At 70.3% G+C, this 25,846-nt stretch carries 20 protein-coding genes; 5 read left to right on the top strand and 15 right to left on the bottom strand.

Annotated features, from left to right (window positions below; translation table 11 throughout):
- The first annotated feature begins 84 nt into the window (after window positions 1-84).
- The 3 genes from CQ045_RS18355 to CQ045_RS18345 are packed head-to-tail and all read left to right on the top strand — an operon-like array spanning window position 85 to window position 4,425.
- Complete coding sequence (locus tag CQ045_RS18355) at window positions 85-1,527, top strand: helix-turn-helix transcriptional regulator (RefSeq protein WP_105726419.1); 1,443 nt, start codon at window positions 85-87, stop codon at window positions 1,525-1,527.
- A 43-nt stretch (window positions 1,528-1,570) separates the two neighbouring features.
- A complete protein-coding gene (locus CQ045_RS18350) occupies window positions 1,571-3,037 on the top strand; it encodes a S10 family peptidase (RefSeq protein WP_105726417.1) in 1,467 nt (488 codons plus the stop codon).
- Window positions 3,038-3,039: 2 nt separating this feature from the next.
- On the top strand, window positions 3,040-4,425 hold the full coding sequence (locus CQ045_RS18345; protein ID WP_181156640.1) for a hypothetical protein: 1,386 nt from the start codon (window positions 3,040-3,042) through the stop codon (window positions 4,423-4,425).
- Between the two features lie 21 nt (window positions 4,426-4,446).
- On the opposite strand, the gene CQ045_RS18340 is transcribed toward CQ045_RS18345, so the two are convergent.
- From CQ045_RS18340 to CQ045_RS18310, 7 genes are all read right to left on the bottom strand, one after another.
- Window positions 4,447-5,631, bottom strand: a complete 1,185-nt coding sequence (locus CQ045_RS18340; RefSeq protein WP_105726412.1) for a M20 family metallopeptidase — start codon at window positions 5,629-5,631, stop codon at window positions 4,447-4,449.
- Complete coding sequence (locus CQ045_RS18335; protein WP_219844457.1) at window positions 5,632-6,435, bottom strand: ABC transporter ATP-binding protein; 804 nt, start codon at window positions 6,433-6,435, stop codon at window positions 5,632-5,634.
- Window positions 6,432-8,357, bottom strand: a complete 1,926-nt coding sequence (locus CQ045_RS18330; protein WP_105726408.1) for a dipeptide/oligopeptide/nickel ABC transporter permease/ATP-binding protein — start codon at window positions 8,355-8,357, stop codon at window positions 6,432-6,434. Before CQ045_RS18330 ends, CQ045_RS18335 begins: the two co-directional genes overlap by 4 nt.
- The gene (locus tag CQ045_RS18325; RefSeq protein WP_105726406.1) at window positions 8,354-9,376 is read right to left on the bottom strand and encodes an ABC transporter permease; all 1,023 of its coding nucleotides are present in this window, start codon (window positions 9,374-9,376) and stop codon (window positions 8,354-8,356) included. Before CQ045_RS18325 ends, CQ045_RS18330 begins: the two co-directional genes overlap by 4 nt.
- A 4-nt stretch (window positions 9,377-9,380) precedes the next feature.
- On the bottom strand, window positions 9,381-10,955 hold the full coding sequence (locus CQ045_RS18320) for an ABC transporter substrate-binding protein (protein ID WP_105726404.1): 1,575 nt from the start codon (window positions 10,953-10,955) through the stop codon (window positions 9,381-9,383).
- A gap of 97 nt (window positions 10,956-11,052) precedes the next feature.
- Window positions 11,053-12,498, bottom strand: a complete 1,446-nt coding sequence (locus CQ045_RS18315; RefSeq protein WP_105726402.1) for an aldehyde dehydrogenase family protein — start codon at window positions 12,496-12,498, stop codon at window positions 11,053-11,055.
- A gap of 1 nt (window position 12,499) precedes the next feature.
- Window positions 12,500-14,167 (bottom strand): thiamine pyrophosphate-dependent enzyme, encoded by a 1,668-nt coding sequence (locus CQ045_RS18310; RefSeq protein ID WP_105726400.1) that lies wholly within the window; start codon window positions 14,165-14,167, stop codon window positions 12,500-12,502.
- Between the two features lie 159 nt (window positions 14,168-14,326).
- Here CQ045_RS18310 and CQ045_RS18305 point away from each other — a divergent pair, with 159 nt between their 5' ends.
- Window positions 14,327-15,055 carry a FadR/GntR family transcriptional regulator gene (locus CQ045_RS18305; RefSeq protein ID WP_105726398.1) on the top strand — a complete coding sequence of 243 codons (729 nt, stop codon included), beginning with the start codon at window positions 14,327-14,329 and terminating at the stop codon, window positions 15,053-15,055.
- A 103-nt stretch (window positions 15,056-15,158) separates the two neighbouring features.
- Here the strand turns inward: CQ045_RS18305 and CQ045_RS18300 are convergent, their stop codons facing one another.
- From CQ045_RS18300 to CQ045_RS18280, 5 genes are read right to left on the bottom strand one after another with little or no spacing between them, the layout of a single operon-like run.
- The gene (locus CQ045_RS18300; protein ID WP_105726396.1) at window positions 15,159-16,340 is read right to left on the bottom strand and encodes a M20 family metallopeptidase; all 1,182 of its coding nucleotides are present in this window, start codon (window positions 16,338-16,340) and stop codon (window positions 15,159-15,161) included.
- Window positions 16,337-17,518 carry an amidohydrolase gene (locus tag CQ045_RS18295; RefSeq protein WP_105726394.1) on the bottom strand — a complete coding sequence of 394 codons (1,182 nt, stop codon included), beginning with the start codon at window positions 17,516-17,518 and terminating at the stop codon, window positions 16,337-16,339. The genes CQ045_RS18300 and CQ045_RS18295 overlap by 4 nt, the downstream gene beginning before the upstream one ends.
- Window positions 17,515-18,030: a hypothetical protein gene (locus CQ045_RS18290; protein ID WP_105726392.1), complete on the bottom strand. Its 516-nt coding sequence runs from the start codon at window positions 18,028-18,030 to the stop codon at window positions 17,515-17,517. The genes CQ045_RS18295 and CQ045_RS18290 overlap by 4 nt, the downstream gene beginning before the upstream one ends.
- A 1-nt stretch (window position 18,031) precedes the next feature.
- Entirely contained in the window at window positions 18,032-19,234 is a 1,203-nt protein-coding gene (locus CQ045_RS18285; RefSeq protein WP_105726390.1) for an aromatic ring-hydroxylating dioxygenase subunit alpha, read from the bottom strand.
- 22 nt (window positions 19,235-19,256) lie between these two features.
- On the bottom strand, window positions 19,257-20,225 hold the full coding sequence (locus CQ045_RS18280) for a PDR/VanB family oxidoreductase (RefSeq protein ID WP_258131156.1): 969 nt from the start codon (window positions 20,223-20,225) through the stop codon (window positions 19,257-19,259).
- A 152-nt stretch (window positions 20,226-20,377) separates the two neighbouring features.
- Here CQ045_RS18280 and hisC point away from each other — a divergent pair, with 152 nt between their 5' ends.
- Window positions 20,378-21,502, top strand: a complete 1,125-nt coding sequence (gene hisC, locus CQ045_RS18275) for a histidinol-phosphate transaminase (RefSeq protein ID WP_105726388.1) — start codon at window positions 20,378-20,380, stop codon at window positions 21,500-21,502.
- Window positions 21,503-21,572: 70 nt separating this feature from the next.
- Here the strand turns inward: hisC and CQ045_RS18270 are convergent, their stop codons facing one another.
- From CQ045_RS18270 to CQ045_RS18260, 3 genes are all read right to left on the bottom strand, one after another.
- Window positions 21,573-22,616, bottom strand: coding sequence for a winged helix DNA-binding domain-containing protein (locus tag CQ045_RS18270; protein ID WP_105726386.1), 1,044 nt, complete (start codon window positions 22,614-22,616; stop codon window positions 21,573-21,575).
- 44 nt (window positions 22,617-22,660) lie between these two features.
- Window positions 22,661-24,109, bottom strand: coding sequence for a glyceraldehyde-3-phosphate dehydrogenase (locus CQ045_RS18265; protein WP_105726384.1), 1,449 nt, complete (start codon window positions 24,107-24,109; stop codon window positions 22,661-22,663).
- A 138-nt stretch (window positions 24,110-24,247) separates the two neighbouring features.
- Window positions 24,248-25,615, bottom strand: a complete 1,368-nt coding sequence (locus CQ045_RS18260) for an HNH endonuclease signature motif containing protein (RefSeq protein ID WP_105726448.1) — start codon at window positions 25,613-25,615, stop codon at window positions 24,248-24,250.
- Between the last annotated feature and the right edge of the window lie 231 nt (window positions 25,616-25,846).

Raw genomic sequence — 25,846 nt, 5'->3', positions numbered from 1 at the left:
TTGCACCTATCTTCTTCCGGTTACGGCGGGACTTTCGGCCGAATCGGGCGATAAGAACTTTGATTCTTTCGCTAGACTCAAGGAATGGCGTCCTCCGGCATCCACCTCACGACTCTCGGTCACCGCATCCGTCACCACCGGCTCGAGAACGGGTACACCCTCGATGAACTCGGCGCGCTCGTCGGCGTCGCGGGATCCCAACTGAGCCTGATCGAGAACGGCAAGCGCGAGCCCAAGCTCTCGCTGCTGCAGGCGATCGCGCAGGCGACGAGCACCGAGGTCACCGACCTCATCTCCGGCGAGCCGCCGAACCGTCGCGCCGCGCTCGAGATCGCCCTCGAGCGAGCGCAGGAGAGCCCCGTCTTCCGCCAGCTCGGCGTCGCACCCGTGCGCGTGACCAAGGGCATGAGCGACGAGACGATCGAGTCGGTCCTCGGCCTGCACCGCGAGCTGGAGCGCCGCGAGCGCGAGGCCATCGCGACACCGGAGGAGGCACGGCGCGCGAACACCGAGCTGCGGCTGCGCATGCGCGCCCAGCACAACTACCTGCCGGAGATCGAGAAGCTCGCCGAGAAGCAGCTCAAGGCCGCGGGCCACGTGCAGGGCGCTCTCACGCACCGCACCGTGAGCATCATGGCGGAGAAGCTCGGCTTCGAGCTGATCTACGTCAACGACCTCCCGCACTCCACCCGCTCGGTCACCGACCTCGAGAACGGACGGATCTACCTGCCCCCGGCATCCATCCCCGGCGGCCACGGCCTGCGCTCGATGGCGCTGCAGGCGATGGCGCACCGTCTCCTCGGACACACCCCGCCCACCGACTACGCCGACTTCCTGCAGCAGCGCCTCGAGATCAACTACTTCGCCGCGTGCTGCCTGATGCCGGAGACCGCATCCGTCGCCTTCCTGCACCAGGCCAAGAAGGACCGCAACCTCGCGGTCGAGGACTTCCGCGACGGCTTCGGCGTGACGCACGAGGCCGCGGGGATGCGGATGACGAACCTGCTGACGCAGCACCTCGGCATGGCCCTGCACTTCCTGCGCGTGGACTCCACCGGAGCGATCACCCGCGTGTACGAGAACGACGACCTGCCGCTGCCGATGGACGTCACCGGTGCGGTCGAGGGGCAGCGGGTGTGCCGCAAGTTCCAGGCCCGCGCCGCGTTCACGCAGCAGAACCGCACCACGGAGCACCACCAGTACACCGACACCCCGTCCGGCACGTTCTGGTGCTCGACCCAGACGGGCTCGTCGAGCGACGGGGAGTTCTCGGTGACCGTCGGAGTCCCCTTCGACGACGCACGCTGGTGGCGCGGACGCGAGACGAACGACCGGGCCGTGTCGACCTGCCCCGACGAGTCGTGCTGCCGACGCCCCTCGGCCGAGCTGACGGAGCGCTGGAACGGCCGGGCCTGGCCGAGCGCCCGGGTGCACACGCATATGTTCTCCCCGCTCCCCCGCGGCGCTTTCCCCGGCGTCGACGACAACGAGGTCTACAACTTCCTCGGGCGTCACGCGAGCGAGTGATTAAGATATATTCAATTCACTCATTGATTCTCGAGGGAGACCTGTGACCGAGCCGACCCCCGCCGACGCCCCCGACACCGAGACGTTCACCTCGCGCCGCCACCGCATCGCCGCCGGAGGACGCACGCTCGACTACACCGCGGGCGCCGGAACCGTGATCGTCCGCGACGACGAGCACCGCCCGCTCGCCAGCGTGTTCTACACCTCCTACGTCGCCGACCGCGAGGAGGGCGCCCCCGTGCGCCCGATCACGTTCCTGTTCAACGGCGGTCCCGGCTCCGCCAGCCTCTGGCTCAACATCGGCGGCTTCGGACCGCGGCGCACCCCCACGAACACCCCGCTGGCCACGCCCCCGGCGCCGTACGTCACCGGCGACAATCCGCACACCCTGCTCACCGCGTCCGACCTCGTCTTCATCGACGCACCGGGAACGGGATACTCGCGCCTCCTCGGCGACGCGACCCCGGCCGAGCTGTGGGGCGTGGATCAGGACGTCGACGCGTTCGCGAAGGCCATCACCCGCTGGCTGACGATCACGAACAACTGGAACGCCCCGCGCTTCCTGTTCGGCGAGTCGTACGGCACCACACGCGCCGCGTCGCTCGTGCACCGGCTGCAGAACCAGGGCCTCGACTTCAACGGCGTCGTGCTCCTGTCGACCGTGCTCAACTGGGGCGAGAGCAACCTCGGCGGACCGCGCGAATACATCAACCTGCTCCCCTCGTACGCGGCGACCGCGTGGTACCACGGCAAGGCCCGCACCGCGCACACCGAGCTCGAGCCCTTCCTCGCCGAGGCCCGCGAGTTCGCGCAGGGGCCGTTCGCCGAAGCCCTGCTGCGCGGCGATCTGCTGCCGACGGAGACCGAGGACTCCGTCGCCGAGCGCCTGAGCGCGCTGATCGGCCTCGATGCCGAGTACCTGAAGAAGCACCACTTCCGCATCGGGATGGAGCAGTACCGCTACGCCCTGCTCGCCGACGAAGGGCGCGTGATCGGCCGCTTCGACACCCGCTTCACCGCGGAGCACCAGTACGTGGTCGGCAACGGCTCGCACGACCCCGCCACCGACGACGCCGCGACCGCCGGAGTGAACAGCGCCCACCTGTCGACGTACCGCGCACACCTCGTGGACGACATCGGCTTCACCAGCGACCTGCACTACCGCCACCTGCACAACATGCCGATCTCCCGCGCGTGGGACTGGAAGCACAAGGCACCGGGCGTGGACGCTCCGCAGCTGGTGCCGGACGTCTCGATCGACCTGTCCGCGGCGGTGCGGCGCAACCCGAACCTCCAGGTCTTCGTGATGGGCGGGTACTACGACCTGGCCACCCCCTTCTTCGGACCCGAGGTCGACGTGGCGCACCTGTACCTCGCTCCGAGCCTGCGCGCCAACATCCGCTTCACGTTCTACGAGTCCGGTCACATGACCTTCGTGGACGAGCAGGCGGTGGCGCGGATGAAGCACGACCTCGACGCCTTCTACCGCGACGCCACCGCGCACGGATGATCGTGCACGAGGCCCCGGGTCGCGTCGGGGAGCTCGACTACGTCGCCCGGCTCGAAGAGCTTCCGCTACGACGCTCCGGCGGCGCGGTCCAGGGGACGATCTCGGCGTTCAGCTACATCGTCGAGGGTCCGGAGCGCCCCGTGCTGTTCCTGACCAACGGCGGCCCGGGCGTGTCGTCCATCTACCTGCACCTGAGCGGCATCGGGCCGGTCCGGGCGCGCATCCCGGCCGATCCCGACGACGACGGCCACCCGCCGTACGGACTGGAGGAGAGCGCGTCCACGATCCTCGACGTCGCCGACCTCGTGTTCCTCGACGCCCCCGGCACCGGATTCGGCGCCTTCGCCGACGACGCGGACGTGTCCGCCTTCCGCTCGCTCGAAGGGGATGCCGACGCGATCGCGGCCGCGATCTCGGACTGGGTCGACCGGCACAGCCGCTGGGACTCCAGGAAGTTCTTCCTCGGCGAGAGCTACGGCACCCTGCGTGCCGCGTTCCTGGCGACCTCGGGCCACGGGATGGACACCGCGCCGCTCAGCGGCATCGTGCTGCTGGGTCAGGCGGTGAACATCCAGGAGACGCTCGACCGCCCCGGCAGCATCGTCGGCGCGCTCGCGAACCTGCCGTACAAGGCGGCGACCGCCTGGTATCACGGCGTGGGCTCCCGCGAGCACGCCACGGTCGAGGAGGCGGTCGAGGCTGCTCTCGACTTCGCGCGCGGCGACCTCGCGACAGCGATGCTGCAGGGCGACCTGCTGCCGGCCGACGAACGATCCGCGATCGCCGAGCGACTGTCGGCGATGATCGGAATCCCGACGGACGAGCTGGTCGGCGCACGGCTGTGGATGAGCAAGCAGGAGTTCCGCTCGCGGCTGCTTCCCGGGCGCTCGTTGGGCGTGACCGACAGCCGCTACGTCGCTCCCGCCGCCGACCGCGCACTCGGCGAGCTCGACTCCGACCCCTCGGATGTGGCGCTCTCCCCCCGCTACACGGCCGGCCTGAGGCAGCTGCTGCGCCAGGTCTTCGGTGCGGCGCCGGAGCACGCCTACCGCGTGGTCGACCCGGAAGCGGGCCGCGACTGGGACTGGGACGAGCAGGGCGGCGCCGCCTTCACGGCATACGGACGCCCGTCCCCCTTCCACACCTACCCGTACCCGGCTCGGCTGTCACGCTGGATGAAGCAGACACCGCGCGGACGGCTGTTCATCGGCACCGGTGTGTACGACTCGCTCACGACCGTCGGCGCGGCCGACCACCTGCTGCGGCACTGGGGCCTGCCGCGCGAGCGCACCGAGACGCACGGGTACCGCGCCGGACACATGATGTACAGCGACCCCGCGGTCGCTGTGCGCCTGAACGCCGACCTCCGCGCCTTCCTCGCACGCTGAGGGACGCGATCCGGCCGTGGATCAGGCGGCGAGCGTCTCGAGCGCGAACGCCGCGAGCGCCGCAGCCTGATCGGTGAGGACCGCATCGTCGAACACGACCGTCGGAGAGTGGTTCGGCGCCGCCGTCTCGAGGTCGACCTCGGCCGGCGTCGCCCGCAGGAAGAGGAAGGCCCCCGGCACCTGCTCGAGCACGAACGAGAAGTCCTCCGAGCCCATGACGGGGTTCGCCGTCTCCCAGACGCGCTCCTCGCCGAACAGGCCCTGCAGCGTGGTGCGGACCTGCTCGACGGCACTCGCGTCGTTCACGGTGGGCGCGCACAGCACGGTCGCCTCGACCTCGGCCGTGCAGCCGTGCGCTGCGGCGATCTCGCGCGCGAGGGCGGGGATCTCCTCCTGCACGCGCGCGCTCGACTCGTGCGAGAGCACCCGCACCGACGCGACCAGCGACGCGGTGTCCGAGATGATGTTGCGGGCCGGCCCGCCCGCGTGGAGCTGGGTGACACTGAGCACCACCGGATCGAACACGTCGAACCGCCGGGTGACGAACGTCTGCAGTGCGCTCACGAGCTCGGCGGCCACCGGCACCGGGTCCCGGGTCAGGTGCGGGGCGGAGGCATGTCCTCCCGCTCCCGTGATGGTGACCTCCACCTCGATCGCGCCGGCCATGAGCGCGCCGGCACGGGTCGAGAAGATGCCGTACTCCCCCGGAACCACATGGATGCCGAAGGCCGCGACAGGTCGGGAACCGGTGGTCTCGAGCAGTCCCTCGGCCAGCATCCGCTTGGCACCGTCGCCGAGCTCCTCGCCGGGCTGGAACATCAGCAGGACGTCGCCGTGGAGTTCGTCACGACGGTCGGCCAACAGGTGCGCGGCTCCGACGAGGCCGGCGACGTGCAGGTCATGACCGCAGGCGTGCATCCGCTCCCCGGATGCCGCGTAGTCGAGCCCCGTGTCCTCGGTGAGGGGGAGGGCATCCATGTCGGCGCGGAGCAGCACGGTCGGTCCGGGATGGGCGCCGCGGACGACCGCGGCGATCGAGCTCAGGCCCGCGCCGAGGACCACCTCGAGCCCGAGCGGCGCCAGCGCGTCGAGCACCCGCCGCTGCGTGCGCGGCAGTTCGAGACCGAGCTCGGGGTCGGCATGGATGGCGCGGCGCAGGGCCACGAGCTCGGGCAGCAGGGCGCGGGCGTCGTCGAGCAGGGGCATTCAGGATCCGATCGAGTGGAGGAGGCTGTCCGTGCCGGCGTTCTGGATGCGGGGGATGGCCGCCACGAGCGCCTGGGTGTAGGGATGCTGGGGGTTCGAGACGATCGCATCGGCGTCGCCGTGCTCCACGATCTCGCCGTTGCGCATCACCGCCGTGGTGTCGGCGATGTAGCGCACGGCGGCGAGGTTGTGCGTGATGAACAGCACCGACAGCTCCAGCTCCCGCTGCAGGTCCCGCATCAGATTCAGCACCGCGCCCTGCACCGAGGCGTCGAGGGCGGAGGTGATCTCGTCGGCGATGATCAGCCGCGGCTTCACCGCGAGGCACCGCGCGATCGCGACGCGCTGACGCATGCCGCCGGACAGGCTCGAGGGATGCAGCTCCGACACGCCGGGCTTGAGCCGCACCAGCTCGAGGAGTTCCTTGACGCCGGCGGTGCGTGCTCTGGCGTTGCCGGTGCCGTGTGTGGCCAGCGCCTCATCCAGCGTCTCCCCCACCGACATACGCGGGTTCAGCGACGAGTACGGATCCTGGAAGATCATCTGCACGTCCCGAGCGTGGGCCCGGCGGTCACGGCGTCCGACCGCGAGGTCCTTGCCGTCCAGCAGGATGCGACCAGACGTCGGCTTCTGCAGGCCCGCGACCGTGCGGGCGACCGTGGACTTGCCCGAACCGGACTCGCCCACCAGGCCCACCGTCGTCCCGTGCGGAACGGTGAGCGACACGTCGTCGACCGCGTTGACGGCATGATGCCCGCGGCCGAACGTGACCACGAGGTTCTCGATGACGAGATCGGCCATCATGCACCCGCCTTCGCGAAGTCGTCTTCATGCACGCCGACGTCCTGCGGGTGCCAGCACGCCACACGGCCGGAACCGTGCGCGACGAGCTGAGGGGTCTCGGTCCGGCAGATCTCGGTGGCGAACGCGCAGCGCGGCGCGAAAGCGCAGCCGACCACCGGCAGCGAGAGGTCCGGCGGCTCGCCGGGGATCGTCGCGAGCGGCGCCGTGCGGTCGGTGTCGAGGTCGGGCAGCGACTCCGCCAGTGCACGGGTGTACGGGTGCGCCAGGCGCTCCGGCTCGGCGAGGTGACGGACGTCGACGTCCTCGACGATGCGGCCGCCGTACATCACCAGGATGCGCTGGCAGAGCTCGGCGAGCACGGCGATGTCGTGCGACACGACGATCGCCGCAGCTCCGGTCTCCTCGCACTCGCGGCGGAGCAAGGCGAGCACGCGCTGCTGCACCGTGACGTCGAGGGCAGTGGTGGGCTCGTCGGCGATGATCAACCGCGGCTTGCCGATCTGCGACATCGCGATGAGCGCGCGCTGGCGCATACCGCCCGAGAACTCGTGCGGGAACTGCTTGGCGCGACGCGCGGGGTCGCTGATCGACACGGCCGCGAGCGCGTCGACGGCCGCGGCATCCGCTTCTCTGCGAGTCGCCTTCTGATGCACGCGCGGCACCTCGGCGAGCTGCGTTCCCACCCGGAGGGCGGGGTTGAGGGCGGTGAGCGAGTCCTGGAACACGACGCCGACCCGGGTGCCGAGCTTCTTCGCCGCGCGCTCGCCGGACAGACCGGACAGCTCCTCACCCGCGAAGGTGAGACGCTGCGCACTGACCGCGGCGCCGGCGGGGGCGAGCTGCGCGATCGCCATCATCGTGACGCTCTTGCCGCTCCCGGATTCGCCGACCACGCCGACGATCTCCCCCGGCGCGATGCGGAAAGAGACGTCCTGCACCGGACGCACCCAGCCGTGCTCGCCGGGGAACGAGACGCTGAGGCCGGCGACGTCGAGCAGCGGCTCGACCGCGTCCGTGGTCTCCTCGACCGCCTCGATCGAGGAGACACGGGCCGGATCGCCGAGCTCGCGGGCGCTGAGGGTGCGGGTCCGACCCCTTCCGCGCATGTGCGAGGCCAGCGCCTCGCCGAACATGCCGAACATGATGCCCGCGAGCACGACCATCACTCCCGGTCCGACGATCGCGGACGGCTGGCTGTAGACCTGCTCGAATCCCTCGCTGAGCAGGCGGCCCCAGTCGTATTCAGGCGGCTGCACGCCGACGCCGAGGAAGCTGAGGCTCGACAGGGCGAGGAGTCCGCCGCCGATCGAGATCGTGACGTTGACGATCACGGGCTCGGCGATGTTGGGAAGGATGTAGCGGGTGAACTGACGCGTCTTCGACACCCCGAGCAGGCGGGCGGCGGCCAGGTACTCCGACCCGCCGACGCGCGAGGAGAGCGTCTGCGCGAGCCGGGCGAACGACGGCGTCATGGTCAGCGCGAGCGCGATCACGGCCGTCGTGGAGCCGGTGCCGAGCAGGATCACGGTGAGCATCGCGACCAGCAGCACCGGGAAGGCGAGCCAGGTGTTGATGACCGAGCCGAACATCCGCTGCACGCGAGGGCCGGCGACGACCGGCAGCGCACCGAGGATGAGCCCGGCCACCGCGCCCATGGCGGTCGCGGTCAGCGCCATCACGAGCGAGAGGCGGGTGGCGACCAGCGTGCGCAGCAGGAGATCGCGACCGAGCGCATCGGTGCCGAGGGGGTGCTCGGCACTCGGCGGCTGCAGGAGGTCGGCGGGAGACGGGGTCTCGGCCTGCGTGCCCCACAGCATCGGGGCGAACACGGCGAGGAGCGCGAAGAGCGCGATGAAGGTCAGCGAGATCAGCGCCATCGGCGACTGCAGCAGCCAGGAACGCCGCCGGTGTGAGGAGGTCATGCGGTCTCCAGAATGGTCGTGCGACGGTCGAGGATGGCCAGGACCACATCCACCAGCAGGTTCACGACGAGGATGATCGCCGCGTAGACGATCGCCAGTCCCTGGACGATGCCGTAGTCCTTGGTGATGATCGCCTGCACGAAGGCGCTGCCCATGCCCGGCCAGTTGAACACCCGCTCGACCAGGACGCTGCCGGCGATCATCGTCGCGAGCAGGGCGCCGCCGAGGGTCAGGGTGGCGGTGAGCATGTTCGGAAGCGCGTGCCGGAAGTACACCATCGCGGCCGGGAGCCGCTTGGAGCGCGCGGTGCGGATGTAGTCGTCGCTGAGCACGTTGAGGGCCTCGACTCGGGCGATGCGCGACAGCGAGGCCGACGCGCCGAGTGCGAGTGCGAGCACGGGGAGGATGTACGACTGCGGTCCGCTGATGCCCGCGACCGGGAGGAGCGGGATCGTGATCGCGAACAGCGTCAGCAGCGCGACGCCGATCAGATACTCCGGCACAGCCGCGAAGAAGCCCGTCACCGAGGTGAAGGCGACCTCCACCGGGCGACGTCGGTTTCCGGCCGTGAGGATCGCGATCGCGAGACCCAGGGGGATCGCGATGAGGAGGATCACGATGAACGCGATGCCGGCGAGCTGCACGGTGGCGGGGAGCCGGAACTCGACCAGCTCGTTCACCGATCGTCCGGTGATCAGGGAGACGCCGAGATCGCCGTGGAAGACGATGCCGGTCAGGTAGTTCCAGAACTGCACGATGAGCGGATCATCGAGTCCGAGCTGTGCGCGGCGCTCCGCCACGACGGATGCCGGTGCGGTCGGACCGAGGGCCGCGCGGACGGGATCTCCCCCGGCGGCGCGGAGGACGACGAACGCCGCCGTCACGATCACGAACATCGCGATGAGCATCCGGCCGATGCGCCGGAGGAGGAAGGGGACCCAGCGTCCGCCGCCGCGGCGACCACCCCGAGGGGTGGCCACCACGACGGTCTTCGGCCGCGTCACGATCTGCGACGTCATCCTGTCACTCTGTCACGCGGAACGTGCTCGGAGCGAGGATGCTCTTCGACATCCCGAACTCCACGCCTGCGCCGTAGAACGTGGTCGTGGAGGAGTACACCGGCAGCACCTCGAGGTTGCTGAACAGCGAGTCCTGCGCGGCCTGCCAGGCGTCGCACGAGTCGGATCCGGCCAGCGCCTGGGCCTCGCCCACCAGGTCGAAGTACTCCTGGTTGGTGTTGTAGGTCCAGTTGCCGCCGTTCGGGGGGAACTCCCCGCCCAAGATGCCGGCCCAGTCGCTCGGGAGGCTCGTGAAGATCGGCGCCCACACGATGTCCCAGTCGCCGCCGGAGAAGATCACGTCGGTGTACGACGCGGACGGGGTCGGGACGGCATCCACACCGATCTTCTTGAACTCGGTCTGCAGCAGCTCGATCGCGGCGGTGACGCCCTGGCTCTCGGATGCCGGGTAGAGCATCAGGATGGACAGCGGCTTGCCGCCCTTCGCACGGATGCCGTCGGCCCCCTCGACCCAGCCCGCGGCGTCGAGCGCGGCCGCTGCCGCCTCCACGTCGTAGTCGGGGATCGCGCCGGAGCTGTCCATCGCGGTGCACGCGGCACCGAACTCGGACACGAGCGTCGTGATCTGCTTGCCGTGACCCGCCGAGGAGACGGCTCCGACGGCGTCGCGGTCGACCGCCTTCGCCAGGGCCTCGCGCACCGCGAGGTCGTGACCGACGCGTCCTTCGGCCTGGTTGAAGAACACCAGTCCCGGTCGCAGCGGGACTTCGAGCTTCTCGGCGAAGTCCATCGACTCCAGACGGTCGCGCTCGCTGCCGCCGACGTTCGCGATGTTCGCATCGCCGGTCTGGACGAGGTTGGCCGAGGTCGAGTCGCTCTCGACGATGTCGACCTGGACCGATGCGGGCAGGCCCTCGGTCTTGCTGGTCGTGCCGTCGACGCCCCAGGTGTAGTCGTCGCGCAGGGCGAAGGTGTAGCTCTGGCCCGGCGAGGAGGACTCCAGCGCGTAGGCGCCGGTGCCGTGGAACTCGGTGTCGAGCACCGCGGGGTCTTCGAGGCCCGAGGCGCAGACGATCGACAGGGCGCCGATCGTCTCGGCGAGGAAGCTCTGCGCCGCCTCGCTCGTGAAGGTCACGGTGCGGGCGTCGTCATCCGCCTCGATTGTGAGGCCCTCTGCCGGGAAGTACACGCCCTTGTAGGGCGAGCCCGTCTCGTCGGCCGCGGCGTACTCGAAGGTCGACTTCACATCGGTCGCGGTCAGCGGTGTGCCGTCGGCGCAGAGGATGCCGTCCTTGAGCGTGAACTCCACGCTGGTCGTGGTCGACTCCCACGAATCGGCGAGCAGCCCCTTGGGCTCCTCTCCGGTCGGGTAGAAGAGCAGTGACTCGTAGCCGAACGCGGCGACGGTCTCGCTGGAGTTCGTCGCATTCGTGATCGGGTTGAGCGTACCGGGGTCCGACTGCACGGCGATCTTGATCGACTGCGCTCCTTCTCCCCCGGGCTCCGCCGTTCCGGCGCAGCCGGACAGGGCGAGGGCCGTCACGCCGACGGCGGCCGCGGCGACAATGCTGCGTCTCATGGTGTCCTCTCTCACGGGTTCCGCACGGTGCGGGTCAACCCAATTGAATGTTATGAATTGCTCTTTATTGATTCGTGTCGGCGGTGTTTCGGGTTTGTTACCGGTCACGAAGGTCGTCGAGGAGGGCGGCGGCGCCCATCACCGACTTGAGCTCGAGAAACTCCTCGAACCCGTGCACGCCGCATTCCCGGCCGATGCCCGACTGCTTGTACCCCCCGAAGGGAGCACCGACGTCGAGGCCCGCGCCGTTGATGCCGACGGTGCCCGTGCGCATGCGCAGGGCGATGTCGAGGGCACGTCGAGGTTCGCTCGACCATACGCCGCCCGACAGTCCGTACACGCTGTCATTCGCCAGGTCGACAGCCTCATCGACCGTGGCGTAGGGGGTGATCGTGAGCACCGGTCCGAAGACCTCCTCGTGGAAGATCTGCATCTCCGGTGTCACATCGGTGAAGATCGTGGGCTGCACGTAGGCGCCGCCGGCCGTCGGTTCGACGATATCGAGACCTCCGGTCAGCACCCGCGCACCCTCGTCGATCGCGGTCGCGATGTGGGCGCGCACGCGGTCGCGCTGCAGAGCGGAGGCGACGGGGCCCGTCGCGGTCCCCTCCTCGCGCGGATCCCCCGGGGCCCAGCCCGCGGCGACCTCGAGAGCCGTGCGCTGCCAGGCGTCGAGCATGCCCTCGGGCACCAGGACCCGTGTCTGCGCGGCACAGGTCTGACCCGCATTCGCGAAGCAGGAGGCGAGCACACCCCGCACCGACTCCTCCAGCGGCGCATCGTCGAGCACGATCGCGGCGGACTTGCCGCCCAGTTCGAGCGCGACCTTCTTGATCGTCGCCGCCGCGGCACGGGCCACATGCTCGCCGACCTGACGCGACCCGGTGAAGGTCACCATGTCGACGCCGGGGTGGGCGACCAGTGGCGAGCCGACTCCGGCGCCGTCGCCGTGCACGATGTTGACGACGCCGGCCGGCAGCTCGATCTCACGCAGGATGTCGCCGATGATCGCCGCGTTGAGCGGAGCGACCTCGCTCGGCTTGAGCACCACCGTGCACCCGGCGAGGATCGCGGCGCCGACCTTGAGCATGATCTGGTGCAGCGGGAAGTTCCACGGGGTGATCGCCGCGACCACCCCGACCGGCTCCGAGACGACGAGCGAGTTCGACACCGCCTCCCGCTCGACGTGCGCACGGGCGGCATCCGCCAGACGCTCCAGATCCACGATCGCGACCCCGACCTGAGCGGAGCGCGCGAACGCGATCGGCGAGCCCATCTCGGCGCTGAGTGTCGCAGCGAGGAGCTCACGGTAGCGCGCCAACCCCTCGGCGAGCGCCACGATGTGAGCGATGCGCTGCGGCATCGGCGTCTTCGACCAGCTGCCGAACGCGTCCGCGGCCGCAGCCACCGCGCGATCGACGTCCGCGGGGCCGCCTGCGACGACGGCGCCGATCACGGCGCCGTCGACCGGACTGACGACATCGATCGCGCGAAGGCCGGCGGCATCCTCCCTGATGCCCGCGATGTCGTGCCCGATGACCATGTCAGACCCCTGCCCGCTGCACGAGGTGCGCGTCGGGGGCGAGCGGAACGGGGCGCGGCACTCCCTCGTGGATGAGGTGCCAGGGCGAGGGGAACTCCCCCACCGGCACGTCGATGAGGATCGGCTCGTTCGCCGGGACCGCATCGGCGAGCACACCGGCGAGCTCCTGCGGCGTGTATGCGCGGGCGGAGCGGATGCCGTAGGCGTCGGCGAGCTTGCCGTAGTCGGGGTTCGTCAGGTCGCTCGCGAAGTAGCGGGCGCCGTAGCGGTTCTTCTGGATGCGGCGCACGTTGCCGTAGAACCCGTCGTGGAAGACGATCGTCACCAGGCCCAGTCCGTACCGCTTGGCCGTGGACAGCTCCTGCAGCGTCCACGAGAAGCCGCCGTCGCCGTTGACCGAGACCACGGAGCGGGCGGGGTCCGCCGCCTTGACGCCGAGGGCGGTCGCGAAGCCGTAGCCCAGCGTGCCCTGGTATCCGGGCCCGATGTAGGTGCGCGGCTGGTAGGCCGGGTAGCAGGCGCTGGCTGCGTAGCCGACCTGCGTGAACTCGCTCACGAAGACGCCGTCCTCCGGCAGCGCCCCGCGGATCGCCGCGAGGTACTCGCGCTGCGGGGCGATGTCGTCGAACTGCTCGGCGAGCCACGAGCGCACCCGGGCGAACTCCCCCTCGCGCGACTCCCGCGACGGGGCGCCGATCTCGGCGGCGAGTGCGGCCAGGGCGAGCCGAGCGTCGGCGTGCAGGGTCTGCACCGCGGCGCGGGGACCGGCGAGATCCGCTTCCTCGGCGTTCACGAGGATCACCGGGGCGCCGTGGGTGTCGACCTGTGTGCCGAAGGTGGAGACGAAACGCGTCCCGACCGCGAGCACGAGATCCGCATCCTCGCGGAGGGCGCGCAGGGCGAGGGAATCGAAGGCGAGGCGGTGTCGGGCGTCGAGTGCGCCGCGTCCGTTCTCGGTCATCAGCACGGGGGCTTCCAGTGCCTCGGCGAGCGCCTGGAGCGCGACGGAGGCGTTGGAGGCGAGCACGCCGCCGCCGACGACGATCAGCGGCCGCTCGGCGGCGAGGAGCCGGGCCGCCGCGTCGCGGATCTGCTGCTCGTCCGGCACGAGGGGTGCGGCGTCGACCATCTCGGCCGCCGCCATGCGGGAGGTGGCGGCGAGCACGTCCGGCGGAACCTCGATCGCGACCGGCCGCGGGCGACCGCTGCGCAGCTGCACGAAGGCCTCGCGCACCAGGCCGGGGATCTCGTCGGCGGAGCGGGCGGTGCCGGTCCACTTGGTCAGCCGCTCGAGGATACCGGTCTGGTCCGGGATCTCGTGCAGGGCGCCGAGCCCGCGGCCGATGGCCTGGGAGTCGATCTGGCCGGCGATGAGGAGCATCGGCGAGTTGGCCGAGTACCCGGTCGCGACACCGGAGAGCGCATTGAGCACGCCGGGACCCGGGACGACCATGGCGACGCCGACGTCTCCGGTGCTGCGCGCATACCCGTCTGCCATGTAGGTCGTCGCCTGCTCGTTGCGAGCGCAGATGAAGTCGACCTGGTCGGTGCGGGCGTAGAGGGCGTCTGCGGCGGCATCGAGCTGAACGCCCGGAATGCCGAAGATCCGTGAGACACCCTGGTTGATGAGGGAGTCTGCGAGCAGATCGCCACCGGTGGGGTCGGTCATCTGTTTCCTCTCGTGAGCAGCATTGCGTGATTGACTGTATTAGATACATTCAATTACTGCAAATAGGAGAATCGCCCCGTACCGCCGCCCTTCGGCGCCGGGCCGTCCCTAGGATGTGAGAGATCCGCTCCCGAGCACCGCCCCGACCGAAGGATTCCCGTGGCCAGCACCCAGGATGACGCGCGTACCTTCCGGCGTGTCGCGCCCGCACAGTCCGTCGCCGACCGCGTCGTGACCGAGGTCGAGGCGATGATCAAGGCCGAGGGCCTCGCCCCCGGCCACCGCATCGGCACGCGGCAGGAGCTGTGCGAGCAGTTCGGCGTCGCGCCCGCGACTCTCGGAGAGGCGCTGCGCGTGCTCCGCGCCCGCGGCTCGGTCGACCTGCGCCCCGGACCCGGCGGCGGCATCTTCGTGGCCGATCAGTCCCCGCTCATCCGCCTCGCCCACAGCGTGCTGCGCCTGCGCCAGACCGGCGCCCCCGTCAACGACGTGATCAAGGTCCTCGACGCGCTCGATGAGGCGGTCATGCATGACGCGGTCCTGAACCGCACGGATGCCGACATCGCCGACCTCGAGGCCGTGATGTCGGATCTCTCGGACCACTGGCACGACCCGATCGAGGGCCTCCACGGCAACTGGCGCCTGCACCGTCGCATCGCGGAGATCTCGCCCAACGCGGTCCTGCGCACGTTCTACCTGAACCTCGTCGACTACATCGAGGGCGAGACTGCGGACGCGACCACCGAAGACGCCCTGGCCGTTCCCGGCTTCCGCCAGGACACGGATGAGCGCCTGCACATCCACGAGGCGCTGATCGAGGCGATCCGCAGCGGCGACGTCGAGGCGGGGCGCCAGGCCGTGCTGGACCACCGCACGCTCGGTCGCTGACCGGCACGGCTGACCGGCACGGCTGATCCGCGCGGCTGAACCCACACGGCTGACCCCGCACGGCTGAACCCGCACCGGGTCCGGCTGCTTCGGAGCGGCGCGCCTACCGGCCGACGTGGCGGAGGGCGAGCGCGGCGAGCGCGGCCGCCTGATCCCCGAGCACCGCATCGTCGAAGACGGCGTGCGGCGAGTGGTTCATCGGGATGTCGTCGGGATCGATGTGCGGCGGTGTCGCGCACAGGAACAGGAACGTCCCCGGCACCTCGCGGAGCACGAACGAGAAGTCCTCCGAGGCCATCCACGGCACCGTGAGCTCCTCGACCCGGTCGTCGCCGAACTCGTCCCGCAGAGCCGCCGCCGCCGCCGCGGTCTCCGGTGCGGTGTTGACCGTCACCGGGTATCCGATGATCACCTCGACGTCGGCCGTGCAGCCGTGCGCCGCCGCGATGCGCTCGACGAGGGGCGGGAGCTCGGCCTGGGCCTGGGCGATCGACGCCTCGGACAGGGTGCGCAGTGTGGCGGCGAGCCCCGCCTGCTCGGGGATCACGTTCACGACCTCGCTCGCGAACAGCTTCGTCACCGACAGCACCACGGGGTCGAACACGTCGACGCGCCGGGTCACCCAGCTCTGCAGCGCCAGCACGATCTCGGCGACCGCCGGAACGGGGTCGACCGCCTGGTGCGGACGGGAGCCGTGGCCGCCACGGCCGTGCACGGTGACCTTCAGCACGTTCGCGCCGGCCATGATCGTGCCCGCCTTGAGCTGGAACGTGCCGTGCTCCCCCGGCCCGACGTGAATGCCGTAGGCCGCGTCGACCCGGCGTCCCGCGGCGTCGAGCACCCCGTCGCGGATCATCAGCGGCGCACCTCCGCCGGCTTCCTCGCCGGGCTGGAACATGAAGACGACGGACCCCGCGATGCTCTCCCGACGCGCCGCGAGCAGCCGGGCGGCGCCGACGAGTCCGGCCACATGGAGGTCGTGACCGCACGCGTGCATGGCACCGTTCGCGGACGCGTACTCGAGTCCGGTCTCCTCGACGATCGCCAGCGCGTCCATGTCGCCGCGCAGCAGCACGGACGGTCCGTCCGCCGCACCGCGCAGCACCGCGGTGACCGAACTGAGGTCGGTGCCGGTCGTGATCTCGAGGCCGAGGTCGGCGAGTTCCTCGAGCACGAGCGCCTGGGTCTCGGGAAGGTCGAAGCCGACCTCGGGGATGCGATGCAGACGCCGACGCAGGTCGACCAGCTCGGGCAGCAGGTGGGCGGCATCCTCGCGCAGCGTCATGCGTTCTCCCTCTTCGCGATGTGGACGGTCCGACCGCCGATGAGCACCTCCCGCACCGTCGATGCGACGTCGAGCGGGTCACCGGTCCACAGAACCACATCCGCGTCTCTGCCGGGTTCCAGCGCGCCGACACGGTCACCGATGCCGGCGATGTCGGCCGCGGCCGAGGTCATCGCGGCGATCGCGGTCTCCCTCGGCAGCCCTGCGCGCACCGCGACGGCGGCCTGCAGCGCGAGGAGTCCGATCGGCACGACCGGGTGATCCGTGGTGAGCGCCACGCGCACGCCGGCCGCCGCGAGCGCGGCGAGGTTCGCCGGGTCGGCCTCACGGACCTCGACCTTCGATCTGCTCGAGAGGACCGGCCCGAAGATGACCGGGATGTCGCGCTCCGCGAGCACGTCGGCGAGCTTGTGCGCCTCCGTCCCGTGGTTGAGCACGAGGCGCAGCCCGAACTCCTCCGCGATCCGCAGCGCGGTGGCGATGTCGTCGTGCCGGTGCGCGTGCTGCTCCCAGGTGAGGGTGCCGTCGAGCGCCTCGGTGAGCGCCTGCTTCCCGAGATCGACGGCGAAGGGCGTGCCCTCCTCCCGTGCGCGATCGCGTCGCGCGGCATAGTCGCGAGCATCCAGGAGCGCCTGGCGGATGACGAGCGCGATGCCGAGCCTGGTCGACGGCAGCTGCTTGCGCTCCCCGTAGGCCTGCTTGGGGTTCTCGCCCAGGGCGGACTTCATCCCGAGCGCCCCGCGGATCACCTGCTCGTCGACGGAACGCCCGCCGGCGGTCTTGATCGCCACGCTCTGCCCGCCGATCGGATTGCCCGATCCCGGCTTCACGACGACCGCGGTGATGCCGCCTGCCAGTGCGTCGCGGAACGCGATGTCCTCGATGTTGATCGCATCGAGCGCGCGCACGCCCGCGGTGACCGGCGACGACACCTCGCTGCCGTCGAAGCCGGCGGGCCCGTTCGCCTCCTCGTGCACGCCGATGTGGCTGTGCGGATCGATCAGTCCGGGGAGCACCCAGCATCCGGCGGCGTCGATCACGCGCGCCCCCTCCGGCACCGGGATGCCGACCCCCACGGCCTCGATCCGGCCGTCGGAGACGAGGACGGTTCCGCTCTCGAACTCCTCGCCGAGACCCGTGACCACGCGTCCGCCGACGATCGCGACCTCGCCGCTCATGCGTGCCCCTGCGCCGCACGTCGCTCGACGAGCTCCTGCGTCTTCGCGCGAAGGTCGTCGACGTCGAGACTGAGGATGCCGGCGGCCGGATCCACACGCACGATGATCCCGTCCTCGCACTCGGGCGGCTCACCGCTCAGGTCCACGAGCGGGTCATCGACCCAGATCCAAGGAAGGCCGTCGGCATAGCGGCGGATATGCGCGAGTTTGTCGAACTGCACGGGCAGGAACGGCCACGGCTCCTCCGGCAGCTCCAGCGGCTCGCGGAAGGCGGTGTGTGCGTTGTGACCCCACTCCGAGGCCCAGACGATGTCGAAATGCTCGGCGAGCTCGTGCAGACGCTGGGCCGCGGCATCCGGGATCGCGACGTCGCGCACCCACCGACCCCACGCGGACAGGTGGTGCATCGTCACCGGCACCGAGGGCTCGCCCTCGATCACGAACACGTCGCTGATGCCCAGCACGAGGACCGGCCGGTCTCCGCGCGGCGGTCGCGCCGTGTACTTCGCCATGTCAGTCGTCCACCGCGTCGGCGAGCAGGGGCGCGTCGGGGGCGCCCTCGAAGTAGTTCCCACCCTCGATGCGGACGAGCCGCTCCGACTCGTCGAAGAACACGCCGACCGGGTCTCCCCCGCCCGCGACGGCACGATGCTGCTTGGCCATCATGCGGCGGATCATGGCGATCCCCTGGTCCGTGGTGGTGAGGTGATCCTCGGAGTGCAGCGAGATCGGACCCTGCGACTTCTGCGCCTCGTAGTCGCCGGGGAGTCGCTGGTGCTCCAGATCGGTGAGTTCCTTCCACGGCTTGCCCTCGTGCGTCGAACGGAGCTTCGCGAGGAAATCCGGGTCGGAGTCACGGGCCACCGTGAAGATGCGGAAGTGCGTGTCGTCCATCGGCACGACCCAGCCGATCATGTTCGTCTGCCCCGAGCTGAGCTTCGGGCTGGCGACCACCCGGAGGTTCGGGAAGATGACTTCGGTGACCCGTCGGAGCTGACGTCCGTCGCCGAGATCGCGCATCTGGATGCTGCGCACGCCGAGCGGCGTGTACTCGTAGCTGACCTCGGGGATCAGCGCCATCTCGGGGGTGAACTGGTTGCCGCTGAACCGAGCGTGCAGGATCGGCACGTGGAACGGGTCCATCACGTTCTCCCAGTGCTGCAGCCAGTTGAAGTCGAGCTCCGCCGGCCCGCCGCCGCCGACGCCGGCGTCGTTGACGATGAGCTGCTCGTCGTCGGCCAGGTCTTCGAGCGTGTCGTAGCGCGGCAGGACCGGCTTCTTCTCGGGCGGCCCCAGGTACGCCCAGATCAGGCCGTACTGCTCTTCGACCGGGTACCACGGCTGCCGCACGCGATCGCGGTGCAGGCCGAGCTCGGGCTCGCACGGCTGCTCCAGGCAGTGGCCCTCGGTGTCGAACACCCAGCCGTGGTAGCAGCAGCGGATGCCCTCCTCCTCGACACCGCCGTAGAACAGTGAGGCGCCGCGGTGGATGCAGCGCGGGTGCAGGAGGCCCGCCTTGCCCTTCCGGGTGCGGAACAGCACGAGCTCCTCGCCGAGCACCCGCAGCGAGATCGGACGCGTCGTCGCGTCCTCGACCTTCGCGACGGGGTGCCAGTAGCGGCGGAGCACCTCGCCGTAGGGGGTGCCGGGTCCGACCTGGGCGAGCTCGTTGAGAGGCTGCCCGAGGCGCAATCCGTATGCGGTGCCGGTGTCCATGTTCGCTCCGTTCGTGCGGGGATCAGATGTCGAGGACGAGTCGGTCGCCGAGAGAGCGGGAGACGCAGATCATCATCGTCTCGTTGCTCTCGCGCTCGTCGGGGGTGAGGATCGAGTCCCGGTGCTCCGGGGCGCCGTCGATGACGGCGGTCTCGCACGTGCCGCAGACGCCTTCCAGGCACGAGCTGGGCACGCCGATACCGGCGTTCTCGAGCATCTCGAGGATGCTGCAGCCGCGGTCGACCGAGACGACGAGGTCGGATCGGCTGGCGACGACCTCGAAGGTGTCGGCGCCTTGGGACTCGCCGAAGGTCTTGGCCTGGAAGCGCTCCACATGCAGGGCACCGCGCGGCCAGTCCAGGCTGAGCTGCTCGAGGGCGTCCAGCATGCGCTCCGGGCCGCAGGCGTACACGCCGGTCTGCTCCGTCGGAGAGCCGATCCACGCCGTCAGGTCGAGTCGCGTGTCGAGGTCTCCGCGCACGAGGAGCGTGTCGCCCCCGGCGAGCTGCGGGAGATCGAGGAACGCCATCCGCTCGGCGAGGGAGCCGAGGTACGCCAGTCGCCAGGGGATGCCGCGCCGCGTGGCCTCGGCCAGCATCGGGAGGATCGGCGTGATGCCGATCCCGCCCGCGACGAAGACGTACTCCGCGGCGGGCGTGAGCGCGAAATGGTTGATGGGCGCGGAGACCGTGACGAGATCGCCGACGCGCAGCGTCTGGTGCACGTAGCGGGAGCCGCCGCGACTCGGACTCTCGGCCAGGATCGCCACGCGCCAGGCCGTGCGATCGGCGGGGTCTGAGCACAGCGAGTACTGGCGTTCGACGCCGTTCGCGAACCGGAGGTCGATGTGCGCGCCCGGCTCCCACGGGGGCAGCAGGCCTCCGGCGGGATCGTCGAGCTCCAGGGACAGCACGTCCCGCGCTTCCCGCCGCATCGCCCGCACGCGCAGCGTGAGGCGCAGGTCCGGAGAATCCACCGCAGACTGGGGCACCGTCGCTCCGCTCCTTCCGTCTTCCGGTCTCCTTCGACCGAATTAACAACATTCGATATATTCAATTGCGATAGTATGGATCTCGCCCGGCACTGTCAAACGGACGAGCGACCGGGCGGCCACACAGGCCAACGAAGAGAAGGGCGAAGCGGATGTCGGAGCTGAGACTGCGGGAGGACCTGGATGCGATCCCGGGCTACAAGCCGGGGAAGGCGGCCCCCCAGGCGGAGACGACCGCACCGGTCTTCAAGGTGTCGTCGAACGAGAATCCCTATCCCCCGCTCCCCTCCGTGACCGCGGCCGTCGCCGACGAGCTCGCACACATCAACCGCTACCCCGAGACCGCGGCGACCGCGCTCACCGCCGTGCTGTGCGAGCGCTTCGGCGTCGAGCCGGTGAACGTCGTGCTCGGCAGCGGATCGGTCGAGGTCGTCTCCCAGCTGATGCGCGCGACCGCGGGCGAAGGCGACGAGATCCTCTTCGCGTGGCGATCCTTCGAGGCATACCCGATGCTCGCCCGCGCCGCCGGTGCGGTTCCGGTCATGGTCCCCCTGACCGACGACCACCGGCACGACCTCGACGCGATGCTGGCGGCCATCACGGATCGCACGCGCCTGATCCTGGTCTGCAACCCCAACAACCCGACCGGTACGACGATCGGCGACGCCGAGCTCGACCGATTCCTGGCCCGCGTGCCGTCGCACATCGTCGTCGTGATCGACGAGGCGTACGTGCAGTTCAACGATCGCCCCGATTCCGCCGTGGGGATCGAGTACTTCCGCCGCTACCCGAACGTCGCCGTCGCGCACACGTTCTCGAAGGCGTACGGGCTGGCCGGGATGCGGGTCGGCTACGCGATCGCCCCCGAGCAGCTCGGCATCGCCCTGCGCAAGGTGGCGATCCCGTTCGGCGTCACGAACCTCGCGCAGACGGCCGCGGTCGCCTCCCTCGCCGCCGAGGACGAGCTCGGAGCACGGGTGGCCGCGCTGGTCGTCGAGCGCGAGCGGGTCGTCGCCGCCTTCACCGCGGCCGGCCTGGTGCTGCCGGAGAGCAAGGGCAACTTCGTCTGGCTTCCCCTCGGTGACGCCACCTCGGCCGCCGCCGAGCTGTTGGAACACCACGGCCTGCTGGTGCGACCGTTCCCGGGCGAAGGCCTGCGGGCGACGGTCGCCGAGACCGCGGCGAATGACCGTCTCATCGCGCTGGCTCCCGAGATCGCCGCCCTCGCGACACCAGCCGATGCCGTCCTCGCGCAGCCGGCTCTCGCGACCACCTGAGCGCGCCCCCGCTCCCGCCCCGTCGAACGGAACGCGGGCGGGCTGGCGGGCGGGTGCGCTCCCGCGCGCGTCAGACCGTGAACGCGGCGAACCGAGCGAGGGCTGCCGCCACCGCGGCGGGATCATCGGACTCCTCGAACAGCTCGGGCGGAGCATCGCGGGTCGCTGCGGCGTGCGACCAGGTGCCGATCACGTGTCCGCGCTCGATGAGCGTCGGGCGCACCATCCCGTTCTTGCCGGGCCCGACGGCGGCCAGATGCTCGGGCGCGCAGACCGTCGTGCGGTCGGCGTAGGAGATGTAGTACTCGTCGAACGCGCCGAGGGCATGGACGGATGCCGCACCCGTCGCCCTGCGCGGACGCCGGAGGGTCGCGAACAGGCCATCATCCACCTCCTCGACCCGGGCGGCCGCGCGCTCGGCCGCCTCACGCGCCTGACCGAGGGTGAGCCCCGACCACCACGCGAAGTCGGCGATGCCGGCGGGACCGTGCCCATCGATGTAGCGGACGAACAGCTCGGCGAGCGGGTCGTCGGGAGTGACGTGCTCGCGGATGTGGTCTTCCACGAGCACGAAGCGCTGCTCACGTGCCACGCCGGCCCGCGCGACGACGGGCCCCTGGCAGATGAGACCGTCGATCGTCAGCGTGAAGAGCAGGTGGATGCCGCGCTGTCCCGCGGGGTCGATGCCGATGCCCTCGAGGATCTCGAACACCTCGGCGCGCGTGCGACCCCCGTCGCGCAGTGCGGGCGTCAGCGCCCCGACTGTCGCGGCGATCATGTCGTCGTCGATGCCGAGGTCGCGATGCCGGGACGCCGCCTGCTGCCGCTGCCGTCCGGCGGTGACCTGCAGCATCCAGCCGAGGTCGCGCGCGGGAACCGTGTGCAGCGTTCCCCGCATGGTCCACCCCCGCACGATGTCACCTCGATCGAACGCCCGGTCGACGTCGCGGAGTCGCACCGGATCCCTGGTGCGTACGGCGAGTGCCCAGCGTCCGGCCGTGAAGTCCTGGCTCTGCACCGCGAGCATGTGGTGCGCAGCATCCGTCACCGTGCGCGTCGGCGCGGTGAGGCGGTGCGATCGGAGGCGCTCGGCGAGCAGGGTCGCGGTCTTCATGCCCCCATCATGCCGGGCGCCGCCGACGCGGCGCAGGAGGGATCTCAGCCCTGCAGCGTCACCTCCCGGCGCTCGGGGAGCACGATCGGGTGCGAGCCCGCCATGACCTCGAGCACGCGGATGACCTGGCACGAGTAGCCGAACTCGTTGTCGTACCAGACGTACAGGATGAGGGTGTCTTCGTCGGCGATCGTCGCGAGCCCGTCGACGATGCCGGCGCGGTGCGAGCCGACGAAATCGGTCGAGACGACGTCGGGGCTCTCCACGTAGTCGATCTGCTGGCGCAGCTTCGAGTGCAGCGAGACCCGGCGCAGGTAGTCGTTGACCTGATCCTTGGTCGCGGGGCGTTCGATCGTCAGGTGCAGCACCGCGAGCGACACGTCGGGGGTGGGGACGCGGATCGAGCTGCCGGTGAGCTTGCCCTCCAGCTGCGGGAGCGCCTTGGCGACGGCCTTCGCGGCTCCCGTCTCGGTGATGACCATGTTGAGCACCGCTGAGCGTCCGCGGCGGTCGCCCTTGTGGAAGTTGTCGATCAGGTTCTGGTCGTTCGTGAACGAGTGCACCGTCTCGACGTGCCCCTTGACCACGCCGTAGGCCTCGTCGATCGCTGCGAGCACGGGCGTGATGGCGTTGGTCGTGCAGGAGGCGGCCGAGAGGATGCGGTCGGTGTCGGCGATCGTGTCGTCGTTGATGCCGTGCACGATGTTCTTGAGCGGGCTCTTTCCCGGCGCCGTGAGCAGCACGCGGGCGACGCCCTTCGAGCGCAGGTGCTGCGAGAGGCCGGCTTCGTCGCGCCAGCGTCCGGTGTTGTCGACGACGATCGCGTCGTGGATGCCGTGGGCGGTGTAGTCGATGGATGCCGGGTCGTCGGAGTAGATCACCTGGATGCGCGTGCCGTTGGCGATGATCTGCTCGGCTTCTTCGTCGACGGTGACGGAGCCGGCGAACCGGCCGTGCACGGAGTCGCGCAGCAGCAGGGACGCCCGCTTGACGAGGTCGTTCTCGGCGCCGCGGCGGACGACGACGGCACGCAGTCGCAGCCCGCTGCCGCCGCCGGTGTGGGCGATGAGGATGCGGGCGAGGAGGCGGCCGATTCGTCCGAAGCCGTAGAGAACGACGTCGGTGGGTTCGGCGGCGACGGCTCCCATCGCGGGTGCGAGGATGTCGGCGAGGTAGGCCTCCAGCGGCTGGCCGCTCTCGGCGTGCCCCGCTACGAGCCGCGCGACGTCGAGAGACGAGGCGCCGGGGGCGAGGGCGTGGATCGCTTCCAGCACGGCCAGGCTGTCTTCGATCGGGAGCCGCTCGTGGCCGAGCTGGGCGACGCGTTCATGGACCTCGACGAGGCCGGTGGCCGACAGTCCGAGGAGCCGGTGGCCGTGGAGAGACGTGACCACGTCGTGCTCGCGCCGAAGTGCCCCGATGAGCGGGATCATCCGCTCCGCCAGCTCTTCGCTCTCAGTCCAGTCGTCGCGGTGTGCCGCGGAATCGTTCATCTGCGTCCTTGCATGTGTGAGCGCGCGCCGAGATCACCGGCGCGCGAGTTGCCGGGTGAATCGGGGGATGCATCCAGCGTACAAGTCGCCGGAACGCCGACCGAATCGGTGGGGCACCATGCCCCGTATCCCGTCGCCTCAGGCGGCGATGTCGAAGCGGGCGCGGCCGCCGAGGCGTGGGTTGCGGGCGGGGTCGACGTACGCGGGTGGGAGGAACCACACTCGTGCGGCCGCCCGGCCACCGGCGCCACCGACCCCTCCGGCAGTGCCTCCCGGGTCTCGTCCCCCGATCCTGGGGCCGTCGATGCGGATCTCCCATCCGTTGTCGTGGATGCGGTGGTGGCAGGTCTCACAGAGCAGGACCCCGTTGGACAGGTCGGTGGGTCCGTGGTCGCGTTTCCACCACCGGATGTGGTGCGCTTTGGTCATCTCGGGTGGCAGCCCGCACATGGCGCACCCGCCGTCGCGTTCGACCAGGGCGAGGCGTTGCGCCCGGGTGAACAGGCGTTTCTCCCTCCCCCAGTCGAGGACCTCACTGTCACCCCCAAGGACGCAGGGGATGATCCCGCCACCGGCGGCCATCCGCCGCGCCGCCCCCACACTGACCGGCTGATCCATGCCGTCGATGGTCGCCGACCCGGTGCCGGCTTCCAGATCCTCAACGCTCATCCGCACGATCACCGTCGCACCGGCGACCGGGACCCGCTTCTCACAGCCGAGAACATGCGCGCAGAACACCGCGAGCGCATCAGCCTGGATCATCGGGACCGTCCGCCGGTCCGCATCCGCAGCCCCCGCATCCGGGGCATCCGCCCGGGCTGCGAACGCCGCCGTCACGAACCCACGGAACGCGGCCACCACCGGGGCGGCCGTCTCGACATCGAGAACCGCGTTCAGATGCACCATCCCGTCCCGCTCGAACATCGTCACCGACCTCTTCCCGCGCCGCTCTTCTTCTTTCGGCTCGACGCCGTCGGGGTCCAGCCAGGCTTCCGCGCGGGTGACGAGCGTGCGGACATCATCCACCCCCAGGCCCTGGGCTTTCGCGACCAGCACCCGCTCCCCCTCCGCGATCCGCACCGCCCCGGCCGCGACCCGGCACCGGTCCAGGACCGCGACGATCAACGCCGCCGCCGGCGCCCCCAACACCCCCGCCCCGAGCGCATCCCGCACCACCGGATACCGGGCCGGACGAGGCACCCCCACCAGGTCGGTGCGCGACGCGGTCGCCTCCCCGACCTTCACCAACCGGGACGCGTCGCCCGTCGAGACCCCGGTCGCCGCGGCGATCAACGTCGCCGGAGTCCGGAACCCGTGCTGCTTCGCCAGGCTCTGCACCCCCAACTCCGGGCGCGACTCATGGGAGATTCCCGCCGCGACCGCCACCTGCACCGCATCTAACCGGCGCCGCAGCTCCCCGATCGACGCGCTCACCGCGATCAACTGCTCCCGCGACAGATCCGCGGAATCCTCAACCCCCGCCCAGGCCGCGTCGAGGCGACTCATCGCCTCATGCAACCCGACCAGTCTCGACATACTTCATACTAACCCGGTAACACGCTACCTTCGTAGTTCTGTTCGCACCCCATACCGGAATAACAGCCCACAACGGCCACCGACCAACCTCACTACCCCCAAACAACCCCGCCAGAATCGTACTTATCCACGAACCCGTCACCACACCACGGATTCGCCGCGCCCGCGGAGCCCCAGAGCCGCGCAGCCCGCCGCCCCGCC

The organism is Microbacterium sp. MYb66 (assembly GCF_002979435.1).
Classification (GTDB): Bacteria; Actinomycetota; Actinomycetes; order Actinomycetales; family Microbacteriaceae; genus Microbacterium.
This window is presented reverse-complemented; position numbering and strand designations above follow the sequence as displayed.

What these genes read in the sequence shown, in the direction of transcription:
- CQ045_RS18295 (WP_105726394.1), bottom strand. Translation starts at nt 17,518, where the DNA reads ATGAGCGGCGAGGTCGCGATCGTCGGCGGACGCGTGGTCACGGGTCTC.
- CQ045_RS18260 (WP_105726448.1), bottom strand. Translation starts at nt 25,615, where the DNA reads ATGAGTCGCCTCGACGCGGCCTGGGCGGGGGTTGAGGATTCCGCGGAT.
- CQ045_RS18325 (WP_105726406.1), bottom strand. Translation starts at nt 9,376, where the DNA reads ATGACGTCGCAGATCGTGACGCGGCCGAAGACCGTCGTGGTGGCCACC.
- CQ045_RS18265 (WP_105726384.1), bottom strand. Translation starts at nt 24,109, where the DNA reads ATGAACGATTCCGCGGCACACCGCGACGACTGGACTGAGAGCGAAGAG.
- CQ045_RS18355 (WP_105726419.1), top strand. Translation starts at nt 85, where the DNA reads ATGGCGTCCTCCGGCATCCACCTCACGACTCTCGGTCACCGCATCCGT.
- hisC (WP_105726388.1), top strand. Translation starts at nt 20,378, where the DNA reads ATGTCGGAGCTGAGACTGCGGGAGGACCTGGATGCGATCCCGGGCTAC.
- CQ045_RS18270 (WP_105726386.1), bottom strand. Translation starts at nt 22,616, where the DNA reads ATGAAGACCGCGACCCTGCTCGCCGAGCGCCTCCGATCGCACCGCCTC.
- CQ045_RS18290 (WP_105726392.1), bottom strand. Translation starts at nt 18,030, where the DNA reads ATGGCGAAGTACACGGCGCGACCGCCGCGCGGAGACCGGCCGGTCCTC.
- CQ045_RS18285 (WP_105726390.1), bottom strand. Translation starts at nt 19,234, where the DNA reads ATGGACACCGGCACCGCATACGGATTGCGCCTCGGGCAGCCTCTCAAC.
- CQ045_RS18315 (WP_105726402.1), bottom strand. Translation starts at nt 12,498, where the DNA reads ATGGTCATCGGGCACGACATCGCGGGCATCAGGGAGGATGCCGCCGGC.
- CQ045_RS18340 (WP_105726412.1), bottom strand. Translation starts at nt 5,631, where the DNA reads ATGCCCCTGCTCGACGACGCCCGCGCCCTGCTGCCCGAGCTCGTGGCC.
- CQ045_RS18330 (WP_105726408.1), bottom strand. Translation starts at nt 8,357, where the DNA reads ATGACCTCCTCACACCGGCGGCGTTCCTGGCTGCTGCAGTCGCCGATG.
- CQ045_RS18310 (WP_105726400.1), bottom strand. Translation starts at nt 14,167, where the DNA reads ATGACCGACCCCACCGGTGGCGATCTGCTCGCAGACTCCCTCATCAAC.
- CQ045_RS18320 (WP_105726404.1), bottom strand. Translation starts at nt 10,955, where the DNA reads ATGAGACGCAGCATTGTCGCCGCGGCCGCCGTCGGCGTGACGGCCCTC.
- CQ045_RS18335 (WP_219844457.1), bottom strand. Translation starts at nt 6,435, where the DNA reads ATGATGGCCGATCTCGTCATCGAGAACCTCGTGGTCACGTTCGGCCGC.
- CQ045_RS18300 (WP_105726396.1), bottom strand. Translation starts at nt 16,340, where the DNA reads ATGACGCTGCGCGAGGATGCCGCCCACCTGCTGCCCGAGCTGGTCGAC.